This is a genomic window from Streptomyces sp. NPDC043876, from assembly GCF_056435825.1.
Genome location: NZ_JBWKDV010000002.1, coordinates 26,835 through 48,917, shown reverse-complemented (window position 1 = coordinate 48,917; position 22,083 = coordinate 26,835). Strand labels below are relative to the sequence as shown.

16 protein-coding genes are annotated in these 22,083 nt (G+C 73.7%); 9 read left to right on the top strand and 7 right to left on the bottom strand.

All coding sequences use genetic code 11. The features are described from left to right. Positions 1-3: 3 nt before the first annotated feature. The 3 genes from AC0693_RS05355 to ftsE form a co-directional block, all read right to left on the bottom strand. Entirely contained in the window at positions 4-1,200 is a 1,197-nt protein-coding gene (locus AC0693_RS05355; protein WP_469333292.1) for a S41 family peptidase, read from the bottom strand. A 68-nt stretch (positions 1,201-1,268) separates the two neighbouring features. Next, complete coding sequence (gene ftsX / locus AC0693_RS05350; RefSeq protein WP_356413839.1) at positions 1,269-2,192, bottom strand: permease-like cell division protein FtsX; 924 nt, start codon at positions 2,190-2,192, stop codon at positions 1,269-1,271. 9 nt (positions 2,193-2,201) lie between these two features. After that, positions 2,202-2,891 (bottom strand): cell division ATP-binding protein FtsE, encoded by a 690-nt coding sequence (gene ftsE, locus AC0693_RS05345; protein WP_330330715.1) that lies wholly within the window; start codon positions 2,889-2,891, stop codon positions 2,202-2,204. A 225-nt stretch (positions 2,892-3,116) separates the two neighbouring features. Here ftsE and AC0693_RS05340 point away from each other — a divergent pair, with 225 nt between their 5' ends. Then, positions 3,117-3,311 carry a hypothetical protein gene (locus AC0693_RS05340; RefSeq protein ID WP_356413842.1) on the top strand — a complete coding sequence of 65 codons (195 nt, stop codon included), beginning with the start codon at positions 3,117-3,119 and terminating at the stop codon, positions 3,309-3,311. A gap of 113 nt (positions 3,312-3,424) precedes the next feature. Here AC0693_RS05340 and prfB read toward each other — a convergent pair whose 3' ends face one another. Next, a complete protein-coding gene (prfB, locus tag AC0693_RS05335; RefSeq protein WP_356413845.1) occupies positions 3,425-4,534 on the bottom strand; it encodes a peptide chain release factor 2 in 1,110 nt (369 codons plus the stop codon). A gap of 349 nt (positions 4,535-4,883) precedes the next feature. Here prfB and AC0693_RS05330 point away from each other — a divergent pair, with 349 nt between their 5' ends. Further along, positions 4,884-5,942: an isopenicillin N synthase family dioxygenase gene (locus AC0693_RS05330; protein ID WP_468463138.1), complete on the top strand. Its 1,059-nt coding sequence runs from the start codon at positions 4,884-4,886 to the stop codon at positions 5,940-5,942. A gap of 564 nt (positions 5,943-6,506) precedes the next feature. On the opposite strand, the gene AC0693_RS05325 is transcribed toward AC0693_RS05330, so the two are convergent. Together AC0693_RS05325 and AC0693_RS05320 are read right to left on the bottom strand one after the other, a co-directional pair. Continuing rightward, entirely contained in the window at positions 6,507-7,769 is a 1,263-nt protein-coding gene (locus tag AC0693_RS05325; protein WP_356413851.1) for a serine/threonine-protein kinase, read from the bottom strand. Between the two features lie 169 nt (positions 7,770-7,938). Further along, a complete protein-coding gene (locus tag AC0693_RS05320; RefSeq protein ID WP_478801018.1) occupies positions 7,939-9,708 on the bottom strand; it encodes a serine/threonine-protein kinase in 1,770 nt (589 codons plus the stop codon). 459 nt (positions 9,709-10,167) lie between these two features. Between AC0693_RS05320 and AC0693_RS05315 the strand changes: the two genes are divergently transcribed. From AC0693_RS05315 to AC0693_RS05295, 5 genes are all read left to right on the top strand, one after another. After that, positions 10,168-13,191, top strand: a complete 3,024-nt coding sequence (locus tag AC0693_RS05315; protein WP_478801017.1) for an FHA domain-containing protein — start codon at positions 10,168-10,170, stop codon at positions 13,189-13,191. 118 nt (positions 13,192-13,309) lie between these two features. After that, on the top strand, positions 13,310-14,692 hold the full coding sequence (locus AC0693_RS05310; protein ID WP_356413860.1) for an ABC transporter substrate-binding protein: 1,383 nt from the start codon (positions 13,310-13,312) through the stop codon (positions 14,690-14,692). A gap of 74 nt (positions 14,693-14,766) precedes the next feature. Beyond that, positions 14,767-16,032, top strand: coding sequence for a carbohydrate ABC transporter permease (locus AC0693_RS05305; RefSeq protein WP_469317635.1), 1,266 nt, complete (start codon positions 14,767-14,769; stop codon positions 16,030-16,032). After that, on the top strand, positions 16,029-16,958 hold the full coding sequence (locus tag AC0693_RS05300; protein ID WP_478801016.1) for a carbohydrate ABC transporter permease: 930 nt from the start codon (positions 16,029-16,031) through the stop codon (positions 16,956-16,958). Before AC0693_RS05305 ends, AC0693_RS05300 begins: the two co-directional genes overlap by 4 nt. Positions 16,959-17,113: 155 nt before the next feature. Beyond that, on the top strand, positions 17,114-19,351 hold the full coding sequence (locus tag AC0693_RS05295; RefSeq protein ID WP_478801015.1) for a bifunctional glycosyltransferase/CDP-glycerol:glycerophosphate glycerophosphotransferase: 2,238 nt from the start codon (positions 17,114-17,116) through the stop codon (positions 19,349-19,351). Positions 19,352-19,507: 156 nt separating this feature from the next. Here AC0693_RS05295 and AC0693_RS05290 read toward each other — a convergent pair whose 3' ends face one another. Beyond that, the gene (locus AC0693_RS05290; RefSeq protein ID WP_478801014.1) at positions 19,508-20,206 is read right to left on the bottom strand and encodes a TetR/AcrR family transcriptional regulator; all 699 of its coding nucleotides are present in this window, start codon (positions 20,204-20,206) and stop codon (positions 19,508-19,510) included. Between the two features lie 159 nt (positions 20,207-20,365). Between AC0693_RS05290 and AC0693_RS05285 the strand changes: the two genes are divergently transcribed. Then, a complete protein-coding gene (locus tag AC0693_RS05285; protein ID WP_478801013.1) occupies positions 20,366-21,268 on the top strand; it encodes an ABC transporter permease in 903 nt (300 codons plus the stop codon). Beyond that, positions 21,261-22,076 (top strand): ABC transporter ATP-binding protein, encoded by an 816-nt coding sequence (locus AC0693_RS05280; protein WP_356413874.1) that lies wholly within the window; start codon positions 21,261-21,263, stop codon positions 22,074-22,076. The genes AC0693_RS05285 and AC0693_RS05280 overlap by 8 nt, the downstream gene beginning before the upstream one ends. The last annotated feature ends 7 nt before the right edge of the window (positions 22,077-22,083 follow it).

Genomic DNA, 22,083 nt, shown 5'->3' with positions numbered 1-22,083 from the left:
GCACTACGGACCCACCCCGAGGCCACCCAATACCGCGCGGGCCCGTTCCTCGACGCGCTGGTCGGCGCTCACGTCGGGGGTGATGCCCCGCCCGTCCAGGCTGCGGCCGGCCGGGGTGCGGTAGGTGCCCACCGTCAGCTCGGCCACCGAACCGTCCGCCAGTTCGGTCGGCATCTGCACCGAGCCCTTGCCGAAGGTGTGGCTGCCGACGGTCACCGCGCGCCCGCGGTCCTGGAGGGCCCCCGTGACCAGCTCGGCCGCGCTCATCGTGCCGCCGTCGACCAGCGCCACCAGGGGGCGGGCGGTGTCCCCGCCGCGCTCCGCGTACAGGGCGCGCTGGGCACCCCGTACGTCGTACGTCGCCACCAGCCCGCCGTCCAGGAAGGCGGAGGCCGCCGTCACCGCCTCGCCGACCAGACCCCCGGGGTTGCCGCGCAGGTCCAGCAGCACCCCGGCCCCGGCCGGGGCCGCACGGACCGCCGCCCGGACCCGCTCGCCCGAGCCACGGGTGAAGGCGGACACCTTGACGAGCACCACGCCCTTGCCCAGCTCCCGTACCGTCACCGCCTCGGTACTGACCCGGGCGCGGCGCACCGTCTCGGTCAGGTCCGCGCCGTCGCGCTCGACCTCCAGGGTCACCGCGGTACCCGCGTCCCCGCGCAGCCGGGCCACCACCTGGGCCACGCTGAAGCCGGTGACCGGCGCCCCGTCCACGCGGGTCAGCCGGTCGCCGCCGCGTAATCCGGCGCGGTCGGCGGGGCTGCCGGGCTGGACCCGGGTGACGGCGATCCGGCCGCCGGGGCCGCGCTCGGTCCAGAGCCCGACCCCGGTGTAGCGGCCGTCGAGCTCGTCCTCGAAGGAGGCGTACTCGCCCTGGTCGTAGACCACGCCCCAGCGGTCGCCGCTGCGGCTGACGACGTCCTGGGCGGCGTTCTTGCCGGACTTCCCCTCGGCGACCGCCTCGGCGGCGGCCCGGGCGACGGCGTCCCGGTCGGCGGTCGCGGGCTTCCCGGCGCCCGCGGGTGCCTTCGTACGGGCCGCGACCGAGGCGGTACGCCCCTCCTCGCGCGGGTCGGGGCGGAACCCGGTGCTCACGGCGGCGCCGAGCCCGCCCAGGGCGCCGATCAGCGCCAACGTCACGGCGGCCCCGCGACGCAGGTCGCGGGGCCGGAGACAGGAAGGGACGGGGCGGCCCGGCATGGCGCCGAGTCTAGGACAAGGCCCCGGGCCGGCACGGCGTCTCGGCCGCACCGCCCACGGGGCGCTCGTCACACCTTCAGGTACTTGCGCAAAGCCACGAAGGCCGCGAGCGAGGGCATCAGCAGACCGATGACCAGCACCAGCGGGAGCTTGGTGAGGACCGAGTCCCAGCCGATGAAGTTGATCAGCTCCATCTTCTGCCGCAGCCCCGCACCGTGGTCGATCACGAAGTACTGGCCCGAGGCCAGCATCCCGCAGGCGAGCACCGCGCCGATCAGACCGGCGAAGGCGGCCTCCATGATGAACGGCACCTGGATGTAGAAGCTGGAGGCGCCCACCAGCCGCATGATCCCGGTCTCCCGCCGACGGCTGAACGCCGAGACGCGCACCGTGTTGACGATCAGCAGCAGCGCCACCACCAGCATGATGAGCATGATGACCAGCGCGGCGACGTTCAGGTAGCCGAGCAGCCGGAAGAGGTTGTCCAGCACGGTCCGCTGGTCCTCGACGGACTGGACCCCGTCCCGCCCCGCGAAGGCGGTGGTGATGACCTTGTACTTCTCCGGGTTCTTCAGCTTCACCCGGAAGGACTCGGGCATCTGGTCCGGCGTGATGGAGGCGGCCAGGGCGGTGTGCCCGAACTGCTCCTTGTAGTGCTTGTAGGCCTCGTCGGAGGACTCGTACGAGACCGTCTCGACGAGGTCCATCTTCTTGAGGTCGGCCTCGATCCGCTGCTTCTGCTCGGCGGTCACCGCGCCCTTGGAGCAGGAGGCGCCGGCGCTGGCCTCGGCGTCGTTCTTGTTGCAGAGGTAGATCGAGACGTTGACCTTGTCGTACCAGTAGCCCTTCATCTGGCTCACCTGGTCGCGCATGAGCAGGGAGCCACCGAACAGGGCCAGCGACAGGGCCACGGAAATGATGACCGCGAAGGTCATGGTGAGATTGCGGCGGAGGCCTACGCCGATCTCCGACATGACGAACTGGGCGCGCATGGCGTCCTTTCAGTGCTGGTAGCCGTAGACGCCGCGCGACTGGTCGCGCACGAGACGGCCCTGTTCGAGTTCGATGACACGCTTGCGCATCTGGTCGACGATCTGCTGATCGTGCGTCGCCATGATCACTGTGGTGCCGGTCCGGTTGATCCGGTCCAGCAGCTTCATGATCCCGACCGAGGTCGACGGGTCGAGGTTGCCGGTCGGCTCGTCCGCGATCAGCAGCGCCGGGCGGTTGACGAAGGCCCGGGCGATGGCCACGCGCTGCTGCTCACCGCCGGACAGCTCGCCGGGCATCCGGCTCTCCTTGCCGCCCAGTCCGACCAGCTCCAGGACCTGGGGGACGGCCTTGCGGATCTCGCCGCGCGGTTTGCCGATGACTTCCTGGGCGAAGGCCACGTTCTCCGCGACCGTCTTGTTGGGGAGCAGCCGGAAGTCCTGGAAGACGGTCCCCAGCTGGCGCCGCATGTGCGGGACCTTCCAGTTGGAGAGTCTGGCGAGGTCCTTGCCCAGCACGTGGACCTGCCCCTGGCTCGCCCGTTCCTCGCGCAGTATCAGCCGCAGGAAGGTGGACTTGCCGGAGCCGGAGGAGCCGACCAGGAAGACGAACTCGCCCTTGACGATCTCCAGGGACACGTCTCTGAGTGCGGGCTGGCTCTGCTTCGGGTAGTACTTGGACACACTGTCGAATCGGATCACGGGTGCACCACGGTCGCCGGGAGTAGGTGAGCGTGACCATACGCGAAGGGGCGCAGGCTAGGGACCCGGGCTCCGGAGTTGTCCGTTATATCCCCTGGTGCGCACGAGCCCCGATCGCGAGTGACCGGACGGGCCGCGCCGAAAGCCGCGCGAGCTGGCACAGTGGTGGGGGGAACGGACTCGTTCCCCCCACCGTTGTACATGGGGACGAGAGGAGGACAGCGCATGACGTATGACCGGCTCGTGTGCGCGAACTGCGCCGCGCCCGTCAGTCAGGGCCGCTGCCCGGTGTGCCGGGCGAACAGGGAGCGCCTCCAGCAGGAGGACCGCCCCTTCGCCCACCTCAACCCCATGACGTTGATCGTGCTCATGGTGGTGCTCGTGGCAGCGCTCGCGCTGGTGGCGCACCAGGCCGCATGACCCGACCCCCGGGGCGCGGGGAGCCGTAGGGCGCCGCACGTACCGATCGAAGAAGCCCGGACCCCTCACGAGGGGTCCGGGCTTTCGGCTGCTGTCAGGTCGGCCGTGTGCGCTTAGGAGACCTGCTCCTGCTGCTTGCGCCAGCGGATTCCGGCCTCCAGGAAGCCGTCGATCTCGCCGTCGAGCACGGCCTGCGGGTTGCCGACCTCGAACTCGGTGCGCAGGTCCTTGACCATCTGGTACGGGTGCAGGACGTAGGAGCGCATCTGGTTGCCCCAGGAGCTGCCGCCGTCCTTGAGGGCGTCCATCTTGGCCTGCTCCTCCTGGCGGCGCCGCTCCAGCAGCTTGGCCTGGAGGACGTTCATGGCGCTGGCCTTGTTCTGGATCTGCGAGCGCTCGTTCTGGCAGGAGACGACGATGCCGGTCGGGATGTGCGTGATGCGCACGGCCGAGTCGGTGGTGTTGACGCCCTGGCCGCCGGGGCCCGAGGCGCGGTACACGTCGATGCGCAGCTCGCCCTCGTCGATCTCGACGTGGTCGCTCGACTCGACGACCGGCAGCACCTCGACGCCCGCGAAGGACGTCTGGCGGCGGCCCTGGTTGTCGAAGGGCGAGATCCGGACGAGGCGGTGCGTGCCCTGCTCCACCGAGAGGGTGCCGTAGGCGTACGGGGCCTTGACGACGAAGGTGGTCGACTTGATGCCGGCCTCTTCGGCGTACGAGGTTTCGTAGACCTCGGTCGGGTAACCGTGCCGCTCGGCCCAGCGCAGGTACATCCGCTGGAGGCGCTCGGCGAAGTCGGAGGCGTCCACGCCGCCGGCCTCGGCCCGGATGTTGACCAGGGCCTCGCGCTCGGCGTACTCGCCGGACAGGAGGGTACGGACTTCCATCTCGGCCAGCGCCTTGCGGACGGAGACCAGCTCGGTCTCGGCCTCCGCGAGGGTGTCCGCGTCGTCCATCTCCTGCGCCAGCTCGAAGAGGACCGCGAGGTCGTCGATCCGGCCGCGCAGGGTCTCGGTCTTGCGGACCTCGGCCTGGAGGTGGGAAAGCTTGCTCGTGATCTTCTGGGCGGCCTCCGGGTCGTCCCACAGGGACGGCGCGGCGGCCTGCTCCTCGAGCACGGCAATGTCCGCCCTCAACTTGTCGAGGTCCAGGACGGCCTCGATCGACCCCATGGTCGAGGAGAGGGACTTCAGCTCTTCGGAAACATCGACGACTGCCACGGGTCCAGCGTAGCCGGTCCCCGGACGGCCCCGTCCGGCCCGGCCGCCGCCGCGGGGCGGACCAGGCCGGATCCCCCTCTACGAAGCACCCTCCGAACGGGCGTACGCTCACCGTATGACCGTCTTCCTCGTCTCCCGCCGCCATGTGGACCACATGCGTGTCACGACGACGAGCTGTCAGCCGCCGGACCGAACCACAGCCTGATTTCCCAGCTGCTCGATTCGCCCCCGGTCCTGTCACGCGGCTCACGCGGCCCCCCGGCGCCATCCCTGCCGGCGGCCCCTCCCCGCCCGCTGTCCCCGCCACCCTTGGGGAACAGGACCCCGTGACATCCGAAACGGAGCCGTCATGCCGTCCGCGCACCCCTCCCCGTCTTCCCTCGCCCCCTCCCCCGCCGCCCCGCCCGTCCCCGCCCCCACCTCCCTTCCGGTCCTGGACCTGTCCCGGGCGGACGACCCGGCCGAGCGGGACGGTTTCCGCGCGGAGCTGCACGCCGCCGCCCGGGACACCGGATTCCTGCACCTGACGGGCCACGGGATCGGCGCCGCCGAGACCGCCCGCGTGCTGGAGGTGACCCGCGCCTTCTTCGCGCTCCCCGAAGCCGACCGGCTGGCCGTGAGCAACCTGAACTCCCCGCACTTCCGCGGCTACACCCGGATCGGGCACGAGCTGACCGGCGGCGCCTCCGACTGGCGCGACCAGCTGGACGTGGGCGCGGAACGGGCCGCGCCGCCGGTGGGGCCCGGGGATCCGGCGTACCTGTGGCTGGAGGGGCCCAACCAGTGGCCGGCGGCCCTGCCGGAGCTGCGGAGCGTGGTCCTGGACTGGCAGTCCCGGCTGGCGGCGGTGGCGCACCGGCTGCTCCAGGAGCTGCTCGCCTCCATCGGGGCGCCGGCGGACTTCTTCGACGCCGCGTTCGCCGACCGGCCGCACCTGCACACCAAGCTGATCCGCTACCCCGGCTCGGCGCCGACGGGCACCGGCCAGGGGGTGGGCGCGCACAAGGACTACGGCTTCCTGACCCTGCTGCTCCAGGACTCCGTGGGCGGGCTCCAGGTCCGGCGGGGGGACGGCTTCGTGGACGTGCCGCCGGTGCCGGGGGCGTTCGTGGTGAACCTCGGGGAGCTGCTGGAGATCGCGACGCGGGGGTACCTGCGGGCCACCGACCACCGGGTGGTCAGTCCGCCGGGGGCGGTGGAGCGGTATTCGGTGCCGTTCTTCTACAACCCGCGGCTCGACTACGTCGTCGAGACGGTCCCGGGCGACTACCTCCGCTCGGCGCCGGGGCTGTCCGAGGACGCCGCGAATCCGCTCCACGCCGAATACGGTCGCAACGAGCTGAAGGGCTGGTCCCGCGCCCACCCGGCCGTCGCCCGCCGCTGGCACCCGTCCCTCCTGACCCCCTAGCCCCACCGGGCGGCCGCCTCAAACGCCGGCGGGGCTGCATTCCAACGACCCCCGCCACCGCGCGCGGCCCGCACCGCCCTCCGGGCAGGCGCCTCAAACGCCGGCGGGGCTGAAGTGGTCGACGGAGGCCCGGCCCCCGGGTGCGGCCCGCACGGCCCTCCGGGGGCGCCTCAAACGCCGGCGCGGCTGGATTTCCACGAACGCCCGCCGCCGGGCGCGGCCCGCGCGGCCCTCCGGGGGCGCCTCAAACGCCGGCGGGGCTGGGATGGCTGCCCTCGGAGACCTGGGCAACTCGTTGACGTTTGACGCACCTGCCAGCCACATCCAGCCCCCGCCGTCGTTTGAGGCGCACCCGCCCACCCCAGCCTCGCCGGCGTTTGAGGCGCCCCCGGAGGGAAGGGAGGGCCACCACCACCCGCAGGAACTCGGCAAGGGCCGCCACATCCAGCCTCCCCGGCGATTGAGGCGCCCCCGGAGGGGAGGGAGGCCACCGCCGCCCGCAGGCTGGAGACAGGGTCGGTCACACCCAGCCCGCCGGCGATTGAGGCGCCCCGGTCCGGCGGGCTACGGGTGGGACGGGGTCGAGTGTTTGCTGTCCGGGGCGGACGGGGGGTCCTCGCCGGAGGCGGCGAGGTAGCCGCCGACCGAGACGGCCGCCACGAGCACCACCCCGGCCGCGGACAGCATCAGCCGCCGCTTGCGCACCGTATCGGCGCGGTGCCGCGCCGACCCGGGCCGGTGCCCCCCGGCGGGCCTCGGCACGCGCGCCGTCCCGAGCGCCCCCCCGGCCAGCTCGTCCGGCCCCGGCACCCGCATCGAGGTGTGCGTGTCCCGGTTGGAGTCCGTCGCCGACCCCGGCACGAGCGGGACCACGCCCCGCCGCCGCACCGGGTCGGAGGCCGGAGCCTCCTCCGTCTGCGCGGGCTCGTCCTCCAGGTCGTCCGGTTCGTCCACGTCCAGCGGCGGCATCCCGCTCAGCAGCGGCAGCAGGTCCCGCAGCCGGGCGGACAGTTCGGAGGCCCGCAGCCGCGAGGCGGGAGCCTTCGCGAGGCACTGGACCATGAGCTGCCACAGCTCGTCGGGGATCCCCGGCAGCGGCACCACCGTCTCGGTGACGTGCCGCCGCAGCACCGCCCCCGGGTGCCCGCCCCCGAAGGGCGTGAACCCGGCGAGCAGTTCGTACAGGACGGTGGCGAGCGCGTATATGTCGACGGCGGCCCGCGGCGGCAGCCCCTCGACGATCTCCGGCGCCAGGTAGTCGGGCGTCCCGATGATCCGGGTGGTCGGCGCGGTGGTCCGGCTGCCGCCGGGCGGCGGTCCGGCCCGGCGCGGGGAGTCGATCAGTTTGGCGACGCCGAAGTCCGTGAGCAGCGCGGGGTGCGCCCCGCCGGGGCCGATCGGTCCCTGCATGTCGAGCAGCACGTTCTCGGGCTTGACGTCGCGGTGCACCACCCCGGCCGCGTGCGCGGCGGCGAGCGCGTCGGCGACGTCGGCGACGATCGCGACGGCCGCCTCGGGGGCGAGCCGCCGTTCCCGGTCGAGCCGGGTGCGCAGGTCCGTACCGCGGACCAGGTCCATGACGAGCGCGAGGTCGTTGCCGTCGACGACGAGGTCGCGGACCGAGACGACGTGCGGATGCTCCAGGCCGAGCAGCGCGCTGCGCTCCTGGACGAACCGTCCCACCAGCTCCTGGTCGGACGCGAGGTCCTCACGGAGCAGCTTGACGGCGACGGGGCCCTCGGGCCCCTCGCCCAGCCATACCGTGCCCGCACTGCCGCGCCCAAGGATCTGGTGCGCGGTGTACCGGCTGCCGATCTTCCGTGCCACGACTGCTCCCTCAGCGGCTGGCGTACACACCAAAGCTACGCGGCCGCGTGGGGGTTGGAGGCCAGCAGGGGGCCCGATTCGCGACGACCTTCACTTCTGTGGGCGAAATCGTGCCCCAGAAGTCGACAAATCCATGAACTCACCGCTACGGGCGCATGCCGGAGCGCCCTCAGCCGGTGGTCCCGGTGCCCGAGCCGGCGTCGCTGCCGCCGAGTTCACCGATCCAGTCGGTGACCCGCGTGCCCCAGTCCCAGACCTGGTCCCACCAGCCCTTGCCGGTGCCCACCCACTCCTGGAGCGGGGTCAGTTCCCAGACCAGCCAGCCCGCCACGAAGAGCAGGACGAGGGTGAACAGGCAGCCCTTGAGGCAGCCGAGCCCCGGAATCCGCATGGGGTTGGCGCTGCGGCGGCGCGGCTCCCGCGGCTCGCGCGGAGCGGGCTGCTGAGGGCGGCCCGGCTGCTGCGACGGCCCGGCGTACTGCTGCGGCTGCGGCTGGTGCTGCGGCGGACGCTGCTGCTGGGGCTGCGGGGGCTGCTGGTACTGCGGCTGCTGGTACTGCTGCGGCGGGGGCTGCTGCCGGTACGGCTGGGGCTGGTGCTGCGGCGGCTGCTGGTACTGCTGCGGCGGTCCCTGCTGGTACTGCTGGGGCTGGCGGGGCTGCTGGCCGTACTGCTGCCGCGGCTGCTGCTGGGGCTGCTGGGGCTGCTGGGGCTGCTGCGGGGCCGGCTGGCGCTGCGGTCGGCGGCGCAGCGGGTCGTCGGCCGGGTCGAGGTACTGCATCTGGGTCTGCTCGTTGCGGTCCCGGGCGGCCCGCATCTGCGACTGCCACGGGTGCGGCTGGTCCGGTGCCTGTACGGGGGGCATGACCGAGGTCGGGTCGGCGCCGGGGGCGTGCTGCGGGGCCGGGGGCATCGACCGCATGACGCTGGTGGCCGCGTTCGGATCGTAGCCGCCCATCGGCGAGCCCAGGGGCGGCAGCACCTGGGTGGGATCGGCGGCGCCGGGGGTCTCCGGGACGGGCGCGGGCGCCGGGTCGGGCGCGAGCAGCGCGCCGACGCCGAGCGCGGCCTCGACCTCGGCGGCGGAGGAGTGCACGCCGATGCCCGCGGCGACCACGCGCAGGGCGCGGGCCAGGCCGACGGCGCTGGGCCGCAGGTCCGGCTCCTTGCTCAGGCAGCGCTCGATGACCGTCCACAGCGGCTCGGGCAGGGTGGAGGGGCGCTGCGGGTCCTCGCTGAGGTGGCGGTGCAGCACCTCCAGCGCGGTGCCGCCGGCGAACGGCGGCCGGCCGGTGACCAGCTCGTACATCAGGATGCCCGCGCCGTAGATGTCGACGGCGGAGGTCTGCGGGCGGCCCTCGGCGGACTCGGGGGCGACGTAGGCGGGCGTGCCGACGAACTCGTGGGTGCGGGTGAGGCCCGGGGAGTCGGCCAGGCGGGCGATGCCGAAGTCGGTGAGCATCGGGCGCATCTGGCCGTCGCGCTCGTCGACCAGGACGTTCGCGGGCTTGAGGTCGCGGTGGACCACGCCGTCGGCGTGGCTGGCGGCGAGCGCGTCGGCGATCTGCGCGGTGAGCAGGCTCGCGGCGACGGGGGTGAACGGCCCGTTCTCCCGCAGGTACTTGTGCAGGTCGGGACCGTCGATGAGGTCCATGACGAGGGCCAGCAGATCGCCCTCGACGACGAGGTCGCGGGTGCGGACGATGTTGGGGTGGGTCAGGCGCAGCAGGACGGAGCGCTCGCGCAGGAAGCGCATGACCACGTCGGGGTCGTGGGCCAGCTCCTCCTTGAGGACCTTGATGGCCACGGTCTCACCGGGCTGGCCGGCGACCGCCGCCTCGGCGCCCGCGGTCTCGCGCTGGCGGGCACGCCAGACGGTGCCCGTGGCGCCGCGTCCGAGCGGCTCCTCGAGCAGGTATTTGCTGCCGACTGGCCGCACGTCTCGCGCTCCCCTGCTGTCGTGGTGCTGTGGTCCTGCCGCGGTCCCGCCGCGGCGGGTTCCGGGCGTGCGTTTCCGCGCGTTTTTCCGACCCACTCTAGGCGGTGTCCCGAGGGAAGACGCTGGGCGTCAGGCGATGGTTGCCGTACATATATACGAAGAGTGACGTTTGTGGGGTATGCCCGTGGCGATTTTCCGCGGGTTGCTGTCCGTATCTGTACGGGGTGTGGCCACGGGCGCGATCGATCAAGATCACTTGTGGGCGGGTGCCGGGCGTGTTGTCGGTGACAGGTGCGAGGATGCACCCGTACGGAGTGGCGGGGTCGGGAGCCCTGCCTTCCGCATGACCTGACCGGACGACGCGTCCGTGCCGGGTGGGGGGCGAACGGGCAGTCGTGCCCCGCCGGTTCCTGCCGGGCGCACGCAGCGCGCACCGCGCAGAAGGGACCGCTGACGGCGATGCAGATCCGGCTGACCGTCCTCGGGCCGCGCAGCGGCCACCAGATCGCGCCCGCGACGTGTGACGTGCTCGTCACCGCGCCCGTCGGCACCCCGCTGGCCGCGGTGGCCTCGGGACTGGCGGCGACCGTCGCGGGCCCGGACACCGGGGGCACGGTCGTGCTCTACGCCGGGGCGGAGCGGCTCGATCCGCAACGCCGGGTGCTGGGCGAGCCGCCCCTGGTCGACGGGGCCGTCCTGGCCGTGCACGCGCCGGTCCCGGACGTCCTGCCCGCCCTGGAGGAGGGCCTCGGCGCCCCCCAGCTGCACGTGGTGGCCGGGCCGGACGCGGGCGGCGTGCACCTGCTGCACCCCGGGGCGGTCCGCATCGGGCGCTCGGCGGACGCGGACGTGCCCCTGGACGACCCGGACGTGTCGCGGCTGCACTGCGCGGTGACCGTGGCGGAGGACGGCCGGGTCAGCGTGGCCGACCTGAACTCGACGAACGGCACCACGCTGGGCGGCGCCCCGGTGACGGGCACCCCCGTCCCGCTGGCACCGGGCACGCTGCTGCGGGTCGGCGAATCGACCCTGCGCCTCGCGGGCCCCCCGGCGCCCCCGCTCCCGCTGACCCCCGACCTGCACGGCCACCTCGCCCTCCCGGCCCTCCCCGGCACCCCGCCCCCCGCCGCGGACCCCGCCCAGGCGCCGGATCCCGCGCAGGCCCACGCCGCGGACCCGGCCCCCGTCCCGGTCTGGCCGGTCGCGGGCGGCCCCGCCGCCGACCCCGGGCGCGCGGACCCGTACGCCTCCCCCTCCTACTCCCCCGCCCCCTCCTCCGGCGGCACCCACGGCGGCGCCCCCCACCCGGGCGGCCACGCCCACCCCGGCCCTGGACCCGCCACCGACCCGGGAGGCGACGCACCGGCGGGCTCCCGGCGGCGCGGCATAGGGGCCTGGGCCCGCAAGTGGGTCGGCCGCGACGAGGAGGCCGAAGCGGCCGCGGGGATCCCCGCGGCCCCCGTCGTGCGCGTCGCCGAGCCGGGGCCCGACGACCCGGCCTCGCTGCTGCTTGCCGCGCTCGGCCCCACCGGCCGGCTCTGGAGCCGCGGCCCGGGGCACCCCGGACGCCTCGTCGTCGCCCTCGGCGCGGGCAGCCGCGTACCGCTGCGCACGGCCGGGGCCCTCGGGCTGGCCGGGCCGCGCGCCCGGCTGACCGGGCTGGCCCGGTCCGTGGTCGCACAGCTCGCCGCGCTGCACGCGCCCACCACCCTGGAGATCGTGCTGATCGCGGCCGACCGGGCCCGCCCGGCGGCCGAGCGGCGCGCCGACTGGGGCTGGCTCGGCTGGCTCCCGCACACCCGGCCCGCGCACGGCCAGGACTGCCGCCTGCTGCTCGCCTACGACCGCGACCAGGCCACCGCCCGGACCGGCGAGCTGAGCCGGCGGCTCGACGACTCCCCGCTCGGGACGAACTGGGCCGCCGCCGACCGGCAGAGCGTGGCCGAGGCGGCCCGCGCGTACGACGGCCCGTTCACCCTGGTGGTCGTCGACGGCGATCCCGGCCCCGGCCGGCTCCGCGACGTCACCGGGCGGCTCGCCTCGCACGGCCCGGCCGCCGGGATCCACGTCCTCGCCCTCGCCGACGCACCGCCCGCCACCCCGGCCTCCCCGGTCGACGAGACCTACCAGGCCGCCTGCGCGAGCACCCCGGCCTTCCGGGACTGCGGCGCGGTCGCCCTGCTCAGCGGTGACGTGGCCACGGCCGTACGGAGCTTCCGCGTGTCCGGCGGCCGCCCGGTCCCGCCCGGCGAGACGGCCGTCGCCGACGCCGTGTCCGTCGCGTGGGCCGAGCGCTTCGCCCGCGCCCTGGCCCCGCTGCGCACCGACGGCGCGGTCACCGAGCCGCTGCGGCCCGCGAGCGCCACCCTGCCCGCGACCGCCCGGCTGCTCGACGAGCTGGGGCTGGCCCGGGCCACCCCGGCCTCGCTGATGGCCCGTTGGGCGGCCGCCACCGACCAGGGCCAGGGCGTCGGCGGGCATGTGGAGATCGTCCTCGGCAGCGGGCGACGCGGTCCGGTCGGGGCCGAGCTGGTCGCCGACGGCCCGCACCTGCTGATCGGCGGCCCGGCGGGCAGCGGGCGCACCGAGCTGCTGCGCTCCGTCGCCGCGTCCCTGGCGGCCGCCGCCCGTCCGGACCGGCTGGGGCTGGTGCTGCTGGACGGGGCGGGCGGCGAGCGGGGGGACGGGCTGCTGGCCTGTACCGAACTGCCGCACGTCGCCGCGCACCTGGTGGCTTCCGACCCGCTGCGCATGCGTGAGTTCGCGCAGGCACTGGGCGCCGAACTCAAGCGCCGCCACGAGCTGTTGGAGGGCGTCTCCTTCGCCGAGTGGCACGCCCGGCGCGAGGTCGCGGACCGCATGGTCGCGCCGCGCCGCCCCAGCGCCGGCGAACTGCGCGGGGATCTGGACCCGCCGCGCTCGGGGACGCTGCGGCTGCGCTCGGCCGCTGCGCGCAATGAGGCGCCGGGGGCCGGTCCGCTGCCCCGGCTGGTGGTGCTGGTGGACGACTTCGACGCGCTCGTGGCGCCCGCGCTGGGCAGTACGGGCCGCCCCTCGGCCGGTTCGGTGGTGCGGGCGCTGGAGGCGGTGGCCCGCGAGGGTGCGCGGCTCGGCGTCCACCTGGTGGCGACCAGCGCCCGTGCGGACCGTACGGACGGCACCGAGCTGGCCCGGCTCTCCACGCTGCGGGTGGAGCTGGAGGCGCCGGACGCGCCGGGGCCGGGCCGGGGGGTGCTGCGGCACGCCGACGGGCGGGAGGTGCCCTTCCAGGCGGGGCGGGTGACGGGCCGGATCCCGCGGACCGCGACCCAGAGACCCACTGTGGTTCCGGTCGAGTGGGAGCGGATGGGTGATCCACCGGCCCGCCGTCCGGTGCGCGAGCTGGGGAACGGGCCGACCGACCTCGCGCTGCTGGCCAGCGCCCTGGAGCGGGCCTCCCACCTGGTCTCGGCGACCCCCGTGCTGTTCCCGCCCGCCCCCTGAGTCCCGTCCTCCCCGTGCGCGGTGGCGCGGACCGGTGTCCGACGCGGTATTGCGGGGGCGGACCGCTCGGCGTAGACCTTGTGGTCCGGGACACACCATGAACATCGGGGGCAGAGCCATGCGCACGCACGGAACGGGCCGCACGACTCGCACGCGCACCTGGGCGGCGCTTGCCGCCGCGGGCGCGCTCGCGCTGACCGCCTGCGGCGGCGGCGACGGCGACGGCAAGAAGGACGCGACGGCCAGTCCGGAGGGCGGCAGCACGCAGAGCGGCCCGCGGGTCCAGTTACCTTCGCTGGCCGGTGAGAAGCTCCAGGTCGCGGCCGTCTGGACGGGACCGGAGCAGGAGAACTTCACCAAGGTCCTGAAGGAGTTCGAGAAGCGGACGGGCGCCACCGTCACCTTCGTGCCGGCCCAGGACCCGATCGTCACCTTCCTCGGCACGAAGGTCGCGGGCGGTTCGCCGCCGGACGTGGCGCTGCTGCCGCAGGTCGGGGCGCTGGTCTCGGCCGTGACGAACAAGTGGGCGCAGCCGGTGGGTCCGGAGGCGCAGAAGCAGCTGGACCAGAACTACTCGGCGGGCTGGAAGGCCCTGGGCGCGGTCGGCGGGACCCAGTACGGCGTGTACTACAAGGCGGCCAACAAGTCGCTGGTCTGGTACAACGCGAAGGCGTTCACGGCGGCGGGCGCGAAGGTGCCCACGACCTGGGCGCAGTTCCTGGAGACCGCGGACACCCTGTCGGCGTCGGGCGTCGCGCCGGTCTCGGTGGGCGGCGCGGACGGCTGGACCCTCACCGACTGGTTCGAGAACATCTACCTCTCGCAGGCGGGGCCGCAGAAGTACGACCAGCTGGCCAAGCACGAGATCAAGTGGACGGACGACAGCGTCAAGCAGGCGCTGACCACCCTGGGCCAGCTCTTCGGCCGCAAGGACTTCCTGGCGGGCGGTCAGAGCGGGGCGCTGGCGACCGAGTTCCCCAAGTCCGTCACCCAGACCTTCACGGGCGGGGACCGGCCGGGCGCGGCGATGGTCTTCGAGGGCGACTTCGTGGCGGTGAACATCGCGCAGACGGAGGCGAAGGTGGGCACGGACGCCCTCGTCTTCCCCTTCCCCGCGGTCGGCGCCAAGGCCCCGGTGGTCTCGGGCGGTGACGTGGCGGTGGCGCTGAAGCCGTCGAAGGGCGCGCAGGCGCTGCTGACCTTCCTGGCCTCGGCGGACGCGGCGGAGATCCAGGCGAAGCTGGGCGGTTTCGTCTCGCCGAACCGCGGTGTGAATCCGGGCGCCTACCCCAACGCCATCCAGCGGGACATCGCCAAGAACCTGCTCGCGGCGGGCGACGACTTCCGCTTCGACATGTCCGACCAGGCTCCGGCGTCCTTCGGCGGTACGCCGGGCGCGGGCGAGTGGAAGGGCCTCCAGGACTTCCTGGCCAACCCGGCGGACGTCGCGGGCGCGCAGGCCAAGCTGGAGGCCGACGCGGCCAAGGCCTTCGGGAACTGATCCCGGTGGCCACGAAAACGGTCACCGCCACCGGCGCGGCCGGGGCGCGCACCCGCGCGGCCCGGCGGCACCGGCTGGTGGCGGGGGCGTTCCTGCTGCCCTCGCTGGTGCTGCTCGGCGCGCTCGTCGTGCATCCGATCGGCTACTCGGTCTACCGCAGTCTCTTCGACCGTTCCGGTGACTCCTTCGTGGGGGCCGGGAACTTCCGGGAGATCGTCCACGACGACACCATCCGCACCGCGCTGGGCAACACGGCGCTGTGGGTGGTGCTCGCGCCGACGACGGCGACCGCGCTCGGTCTGATCTTCGCGGTGCTGACCGAACGGGTGCGCTGGGGCACGGCGTTCAAGCTGCTGGTCTTCATGCCGATGGCCATCTCGATGCTGGCGGCGGGCATCATCTTCCGCCTGGTGTACGAGGCGGACCCGGACCGCGGGGTGGCGAACGCGGTGTGGGTCGGGGTGCACGACACCTTCGCCCCGTCCTCGGCCTTCCCCAAGGCGCGGCCCGGCCGGGATTCGCCGCTGCAGGACGCGGGCGGCGGGGCGTTCGTGACGCGCGCTCCGGTACGGGCGGGCTCGCCCGTGCTGATCCCGCTGGTCGGGGTCGCCCCGGAGGACCTCCCGAAGGGCACCCGCCCGGCGAAGGCGGCCGCCGCCGAGCCGGACCGGGTGACCGGGACCGCCTGGCAGGACTTCACCCGGGGCGGGGGAGGCCGTGCGAACGCGGTCGACCCGGCCGAGTCGGGGTACGCGGGCATGCGCATCGAGGCGGTCAAGGACGGCAGGGTGGTGGACTCGGCCACGGCGGCGGGCGACGGCACCTTCAGCCTGTCCGCGAAGGCCGACGGGGCGCTGCTGCGGCTGCCCGCCGCGAACTTCGCGGCGCCCTACGGGGGCGTGCAGTGGCTGGGGCCGACGCTGGTCACCCCGGCCGTCATCGGCGCGTACGTGTGGATGTGGGCCGGGTTCGCGATGGTCCTGATCGGGGCCGGGCTGGCGTCCGTACCGCGGGAGCTGCTGGAGGCGGCGCGGGTGGACGGGGCGAACGAGTGGCAGGTGTTCCGCCGGATCACCGTGCCGCTGCTGGCGCCCGTGCTGGGCGTGGTCATGGTGACGCTGGTCATCAACGTCATGAAGATCTTCGACCTGGTCTTCGTGATCGCCCCCGGTTCGGTGCAGGACGACGCGAACGTCCTCGCCCTCCAGCTGTACCGCACCTCCTTCGGCACGGACGCGAACCCGGGCCTGGGCAGTGCGATCGCGGTGCTGCTGCTGGTGCTCGTCCTCCCGGTCATGCTCTACAACATCCACCGGATGCGCCGGGAGGCCTCCCGATGAGTACGCCGAAGACGCCGCGCGGGGCGGCCATACCGGCCGCGCCCGCCACACCGGCCGCACCGGCCACCCCGGCCGCGCCGACCCGCACGGGCAGGCTGGCGGCGCGCGCCGCGGGCGGTGCCGTGCGCGTGTTCCTGGTCCTGGCCGCCATGTTCTGGCTGCTGCCGACGCTGGGGCTGCTGATCTCCTCGCTGCTCGCTCCGGCCGATCTGAACAAGCACGGCTGGTGGCAGGTGCTGAGCGCGCCGTCCCGGCTGACGAGCGCCAACTACGAGCGGCTGCTGTCCAACGACACCATCACCGGGTCGCTGCTGAGCACGGTGGCGATCACCGTGCCGGCGACCCTGCTGGTGCTCGTCCTGGGGGCGTTCGCCGGGTACGCCTTCGCGTGGCTGGAGTTCCCCGGGCGCGACGGCCTGTTCCTGGTGGTGGTCGCGCTGCTGGTGGTCCCGGTGCAGGTGGCGCTGATCCCGGTGTCCGAACTGTTCGGCTCCATCGGGCTGTTCGAGACGACGGCCGGGGTGGTGCTCTTCCACACCGCCTTCGGGCTGCCGTTCGCGGTGTTCCTGCTGCGCAACTTCTTCGCGGAGATCCCGCGCGAGCTGCTGGAGGCGGCTCGGCTGGACGGGGCGGGCGAACTGCGGCTGTTCGCGCGGGTGGTGCTGCCCCTGGGCGGTCCGGCGATCGCCTCGCTGGGCATCTTCCAGTTCCTGTGGGTGTGGAACGACATGCTGGTGGCGCTGGTCTTCGCGGATTCATCGCACCCGCCGATCACGGTGGCGCTCCAGCAACAGGTCCGGCAGTTCGGCAACAACATCGACGTGCTGGCGCCGGGCGCCTTCCTGTCGATGGTGATCCCGCTGGCCGTGTTCTTCGCGTTCCAGCGGCAGTTCGTGTCGGGGGTGATGGCCGGCGCGATCAAGTAGCGGCCACGGGCCGGTCGCGGGCGCCTCGGCGGTGCGAATCGCCGCGCCGACGTGCCGCGTTGACCCTGGGTAACCCGAATGCCACGGCTCGCGTAACCGGATCGGCGCCCCCGTGGTTGCCGGGCCATATGCCCGCGCCGACCCCTGGATGTGCCGTGCCCCGGTTCAGCGTCATCGTGCCCGCGTACAAGGTCCAGGCGTACCTCCAGGAAGGGCTGGACTCGGTCCTGTCCCAGTCGTACCCGGACCTGGAACTGATCGCGGTGGACGACGCCTCCCCCGACGCCTGCGGCCGGATCATCGACGAGTACGCGGCCCGCGACCCGCGGGTCACCCCCGTGCACCTCGCGCACAACGCGGGTCTGGGCCCCGCCCGCAACGCGGGTCTGGCCCGGGCCCGCGGCGACTACGTCGTCTTCCTCGACGGCGACGACACCCTCACTCCGGGCGCCCTCCGGGCCATCGCGGACCGGCTGAAGGCCACCGGCTCCCCGGACGTCCTCGTCTACGACTACGCGCGCACCTTCTGGACCGGCGAGACCACCCGCAACCGGCTCGCGCACCGCCTCCGCGAGGACGGCCCGGCCAGCTTCCGGCTGACCGACCGCCCGGCGCTGCTCGGCATGCTGACGGTGGTGTGGAACAAGGCGTACCGCCGCGAGTTCGTCGAGCGCGAGGGCCTCTCCTTCCCGCCCGGGTTCTACGAGGACACCCCCTGGACCTACCCCGCGCTGCTGGCCGCCGAGTCCGTCGCCGTCCTGGACCGGGTGTGCGTGCACTACCGCCAGCGCCGCACCGGCTCGATCCTGACCACCTCCAGCCGGCGCCACCTGGACATCTTCGACCAGTACGACCGGGTGTTCGCCCACCTCGGCACCCGCCCCGAACTCGACCGCTGGCGGCCCGTGGTGCACCGGCGGATGGCCGGGCACTTCTGCGCCCTGTACGCCGATCCGCGCCGCCTCCCGCGCGCGAGCAGGCCGGAGTTCTTCCGGCGGGCCGCCGCCTCGCTGCGCCGCTACCGGGTCCCCGTGCGCTCCGGCGCGCGTCCGGTGTCCCTGTCGCGGACCGACCGAGTGCGGCACACCCTGATGCGGTACGGGGTGCGGCGCACGTACGGCCTGCTCTCCGCGCTGCGCGCCGGCGCGGTCCGCCTCGGGCGGGGCGCCGCGGGCGGCCTGCGGGGGCTGCGCGAGGCGGCGCTGCGCTGCCACTACCGGATCCAGCGGCTGCTGCCGCTGCGTCCCGGACTGGCGGTGTTCAGCGCGTACTGGCACGGCGGCTACGCCTGCAACCCGGCGGCGATCGAGGCGAAGCTGCGGGAGCTGTCGCCCGGCACGCGCACGGCGTGGATCTGCGATCCGGCGCACGCGGCGACCCTGCCGAAGGAGACCGCCGCGCTGCGGCCCGGCTCCGCGGCCTACTGGACGGCGCTGGCCCGGGCGGGCTACCTGGTCACCAACGTCAACTTCGACCGCGCGCTGGTCAAGCGGCGCGGTCAGATCCTGCTCCAGACGCAGCACGGCACGCCGCTCAAGCGGGTCGGCCTGGACCTCCAGGACCGGCCGGCGGCCACGCCGACGGCCGATTTCGCGGGCCTGCTGCGGGGCGCCGACCAGTGGGACTACCTGCTGTCCGCCAACCGGCACTCGACGCTGGTGTGGGAGAAGGCGCTGCCGTCCTCCTACACCACGCTGGAGTACGGCTACCCGCGCAACGACGTCTTCCACCGGGCCGGCCCGGGTGCAGCGCCGGAACTGCGCGCACGCCTCGGCGTTCCGGCGGGCTCAACGGTGATCCTGTACGCGCCCACGCACCGCGACTACCGGCGCAGCCGGCCGCGGCACCCGGACTTCGAGCGGGTGCTGCGGGACCTCGGGCCCCGTTTCACGATCCTGGTCCGCTCGCACCTGACGTACGCCGACGCGCCGCCGACGTGGGAGCGCCACCCGCGGCTGCTGGACGTGACCTCGCACCCGTCGGTGGAGGAACTCTGCCTGGCGTCGGACGCGTTGGTGACGGACTACTCGTCCCTGATGTTCGACTACGCGGCGCTGGACCGGCCGATCGTGATCCACGCGGACGACTGGGAGGCCTACGAGGCCTCCCGGGGCACCTACTTCGACCTGCGCGCCTTCCCGCCGGGGGCGATCGCCCGCACCGAGGACGAACTGGTCGACATCTTCGCCACCGGCCACTGGCGCGGCTCCCGCTCGTCCCAGCTCCGCGCCGCGTTCCGGTCCCGCTTCTGCCCGCACGACGACGGCCACGCGGCGGAACGCGTGGTCCGCCACGTCTTCCTGCGCGACCCGGCCCCTGGACGCGACGACTCCAGCCCCGCCGGGGGCACACTTAGCCCCGCCAGCGATGCATCCAGCCCCGCCGGCGTTTGAGGCGCACCGCACCCAGCCCCGCCGGCGTCGTCTCCAGCCCCGCCGGCGTTTGAGGCGCCCCCGGAGGGCCACCGCACCCGCAGGGCCCCACCGGCAGCACCCCGCCAGCCCCCATCAGCCCCCGCCCACCCCCGCCACCCCGGCGAGGGACCCGGTTCAGGCCTTGAGCCCCGCGACAACGGCCCCGGCCAGCGAATCCAGGTACTCCCGCGGAGCGGCCTCGTTCACGACGACCACCCGCCAGTACAACGGCCCGATCGCCAGATCGAGCACCCGCTCCGCGTCCACCCCCGCCGCCAGCTCCCCCCGGGACACCGCCTCCGACACGATTCCCTCGGCGAGCCTGCGCTGCCCCTCCCGCAGCGCCCCCCGCACCGCCCCCGCGATCTCCGGGTTCCGCGCCGCCTCGACCAGCAGGTCGGGGATGACGGCGGAGGCGACGGGGTGCCGCAGCACGTGGGACATCACCTCCAGCAGTGCCCGTACGTCCCCGTAGAGCGACCCGGTGGCCGGCACCGGCAGCCCGTCCACCGCGAAGGCGGCCACCAGGTCCAGCACCAGGTGCAGCTTGGACTTCCAGCGCCGGTAGACGGCCGTCTTGCCGACGCCGGCCCGGCGCGCGATCCCCTCGATCGACATCCGTGCGAAGCCGACCGCGGCCAGTTCCTCGACCACCGCCGTCCGGATCGCCTCGGTCACGTCCTCGCGCAGGACGGCCGCCCCGGCGGGCGCCCGGCGCCGCCCCGCGGCGGCGGGCGCCCCGACCGGAACGGCGGCGGACGGGGCGGGCGGAGCGGCAGCGGAAGCGGAAGCGGAAGCGGGAGCGGAAGCGGGAGCGGCGGGATCCGAGGTCATACAGCGAGCATAACCGCGCACGCACCTCCGCACCCGTCACGACGATACGGTTGCGTTCCGACGCGTCGGCCCCTAATCTCGCCGTAGCGACGATACGGACCCGTCCCATCGGACCAGCCCATCGCCGGCGACGCCCCGCCCCCGTCGAAAGCGACCCCCGTGACCACGACCCTGACCGAATCCCCGGCGCCCCTGCCGGACATCGAGGAACTGGCGGCCGCCCACGGCCTGACCCTCAGCGGCGCCCGCCCCTCCCTGCCCGCGTACGTCCGCCAGCTCTGGCAGCGCCGCCACTTCGTGATGTCGTACGCGACGGCGCGGATGTCGGCGACGTACAGCACCGCGAAGCTCGGCCAGGTCTGGCACCTGGTCACCCCGCTGCTGAACGCGGCCGTGTACTACTTCATCTTCGGCATCATCATGAAGGCCAACCACGGCGTCTCCGACTACGTCCCGTTCCTGATCACGGGCGTCTTCGTCTGGGACTTCATCGGCAGCTCCGTCAACGCCGGCACCCGCGCGGTGCACAGCAACCTCGGCCTGGTCCGGGCCCTGCACTTCCCCCGCGCGAGCCTGCCCCTGTCCAGCGTGATCCAGCTCTTCCAGCAGCTGCTCGTCACCATGGGCGCCCTGGTCGTCCTGCTGGTCTGCTTCGGGCAGCTGCCCACCGCGCACTGGTTCCTGGCGCTTCCCACGCTCTTCCTGATGGCCGTCTTCTGCGCGGGCTGCGCCATGGTCATGGCCCGCCTCGGCAGCAAGAACCCGGACGTCAGCCAGCTGATGCCGTTCATCCTGCGCACCTGGATGTACTCCTCGGGCGTCATGTGGAGCATCAGCGACATGCTCAGCAAGGACCACCTGCCGCACTGGGTGATGACGGCGCTCCAGATGAACCCGGCCGCCGTCTACATCGACCTGATGCGGTACTCGCTGATCGACAGCACCAAGCTCTCATCCCTCCCTCACCACGTCTGGCCGATCGCCATCGGCTGGGCCCTCGTCGTCGGCATCGGCGGCTTCGTCTACTTCTGGAAGGCCGAGGAGGAATACGGCCGTGGCTGACACGACGACCACCCCCGTCCCCGCACCCGCCCGCGTCCCCGCGGACACCCGCGTCCCCACCGTCATCGCGGACAACGTGCACATCACCTACCGCATCGTCGGCGCCGGCGCCGGCCGCGGCAGCGCCACCGCCGCGCTCAGCCGGATCTTCAACCGCAAGAAGCCGAAGCCCGGCATCCGCGAGGTGCACGCCGTGCGCGGGGTGTCCTTCATCGCGTACAAGGGCGAGGCCATCGGCCTGATCGGCACCAACGGCTCCGGCAAGTCCACCCTGCTCTCCGCCATCGCGGGCCTCCAGCCGGTGGCGAGCGGCCGGATCTTCTCGCACGGCCAGCCCTCGCTGCTCGGTGTGAACGCGGCCCTGATGAACGACCTGACCGGCGAGCGCAACGTCATCCTCGGCGGCCTGGCCATGGGCATGTCCAAGCAGCAGGTCCAGGAGCGCTACCAGGGCATCGTCGACTTCTCCGGGATCAACGAGAAGGGCGACTTCATCTCGCTCCCGATGCGCACCTACTCCTCCGGCATGGGCGCCCGCCTGCGCTTCTCCATCGCCGCCGCCAAGGACCACGACGTCCTGATGATCGACGAGGCCCTCGCCACCGGTGACGCGGCCTTCCAGCGGCGCAGCCAGAAGCGGATCGAGGAACTGCGCAAGACGGCCGGCACCGTCTTCCTGGTCAGCCACGGCATCGGCACGATCCGCGAGACCTGCGACCGCGTCCTGTGGCTGGAGCACGGCGTGCTGCGGATGGACGGGCCGACCCGCGAGGTCTGCGACGCCTACGAGGAGTTCGGGAAGAAGTAGGAAGAAC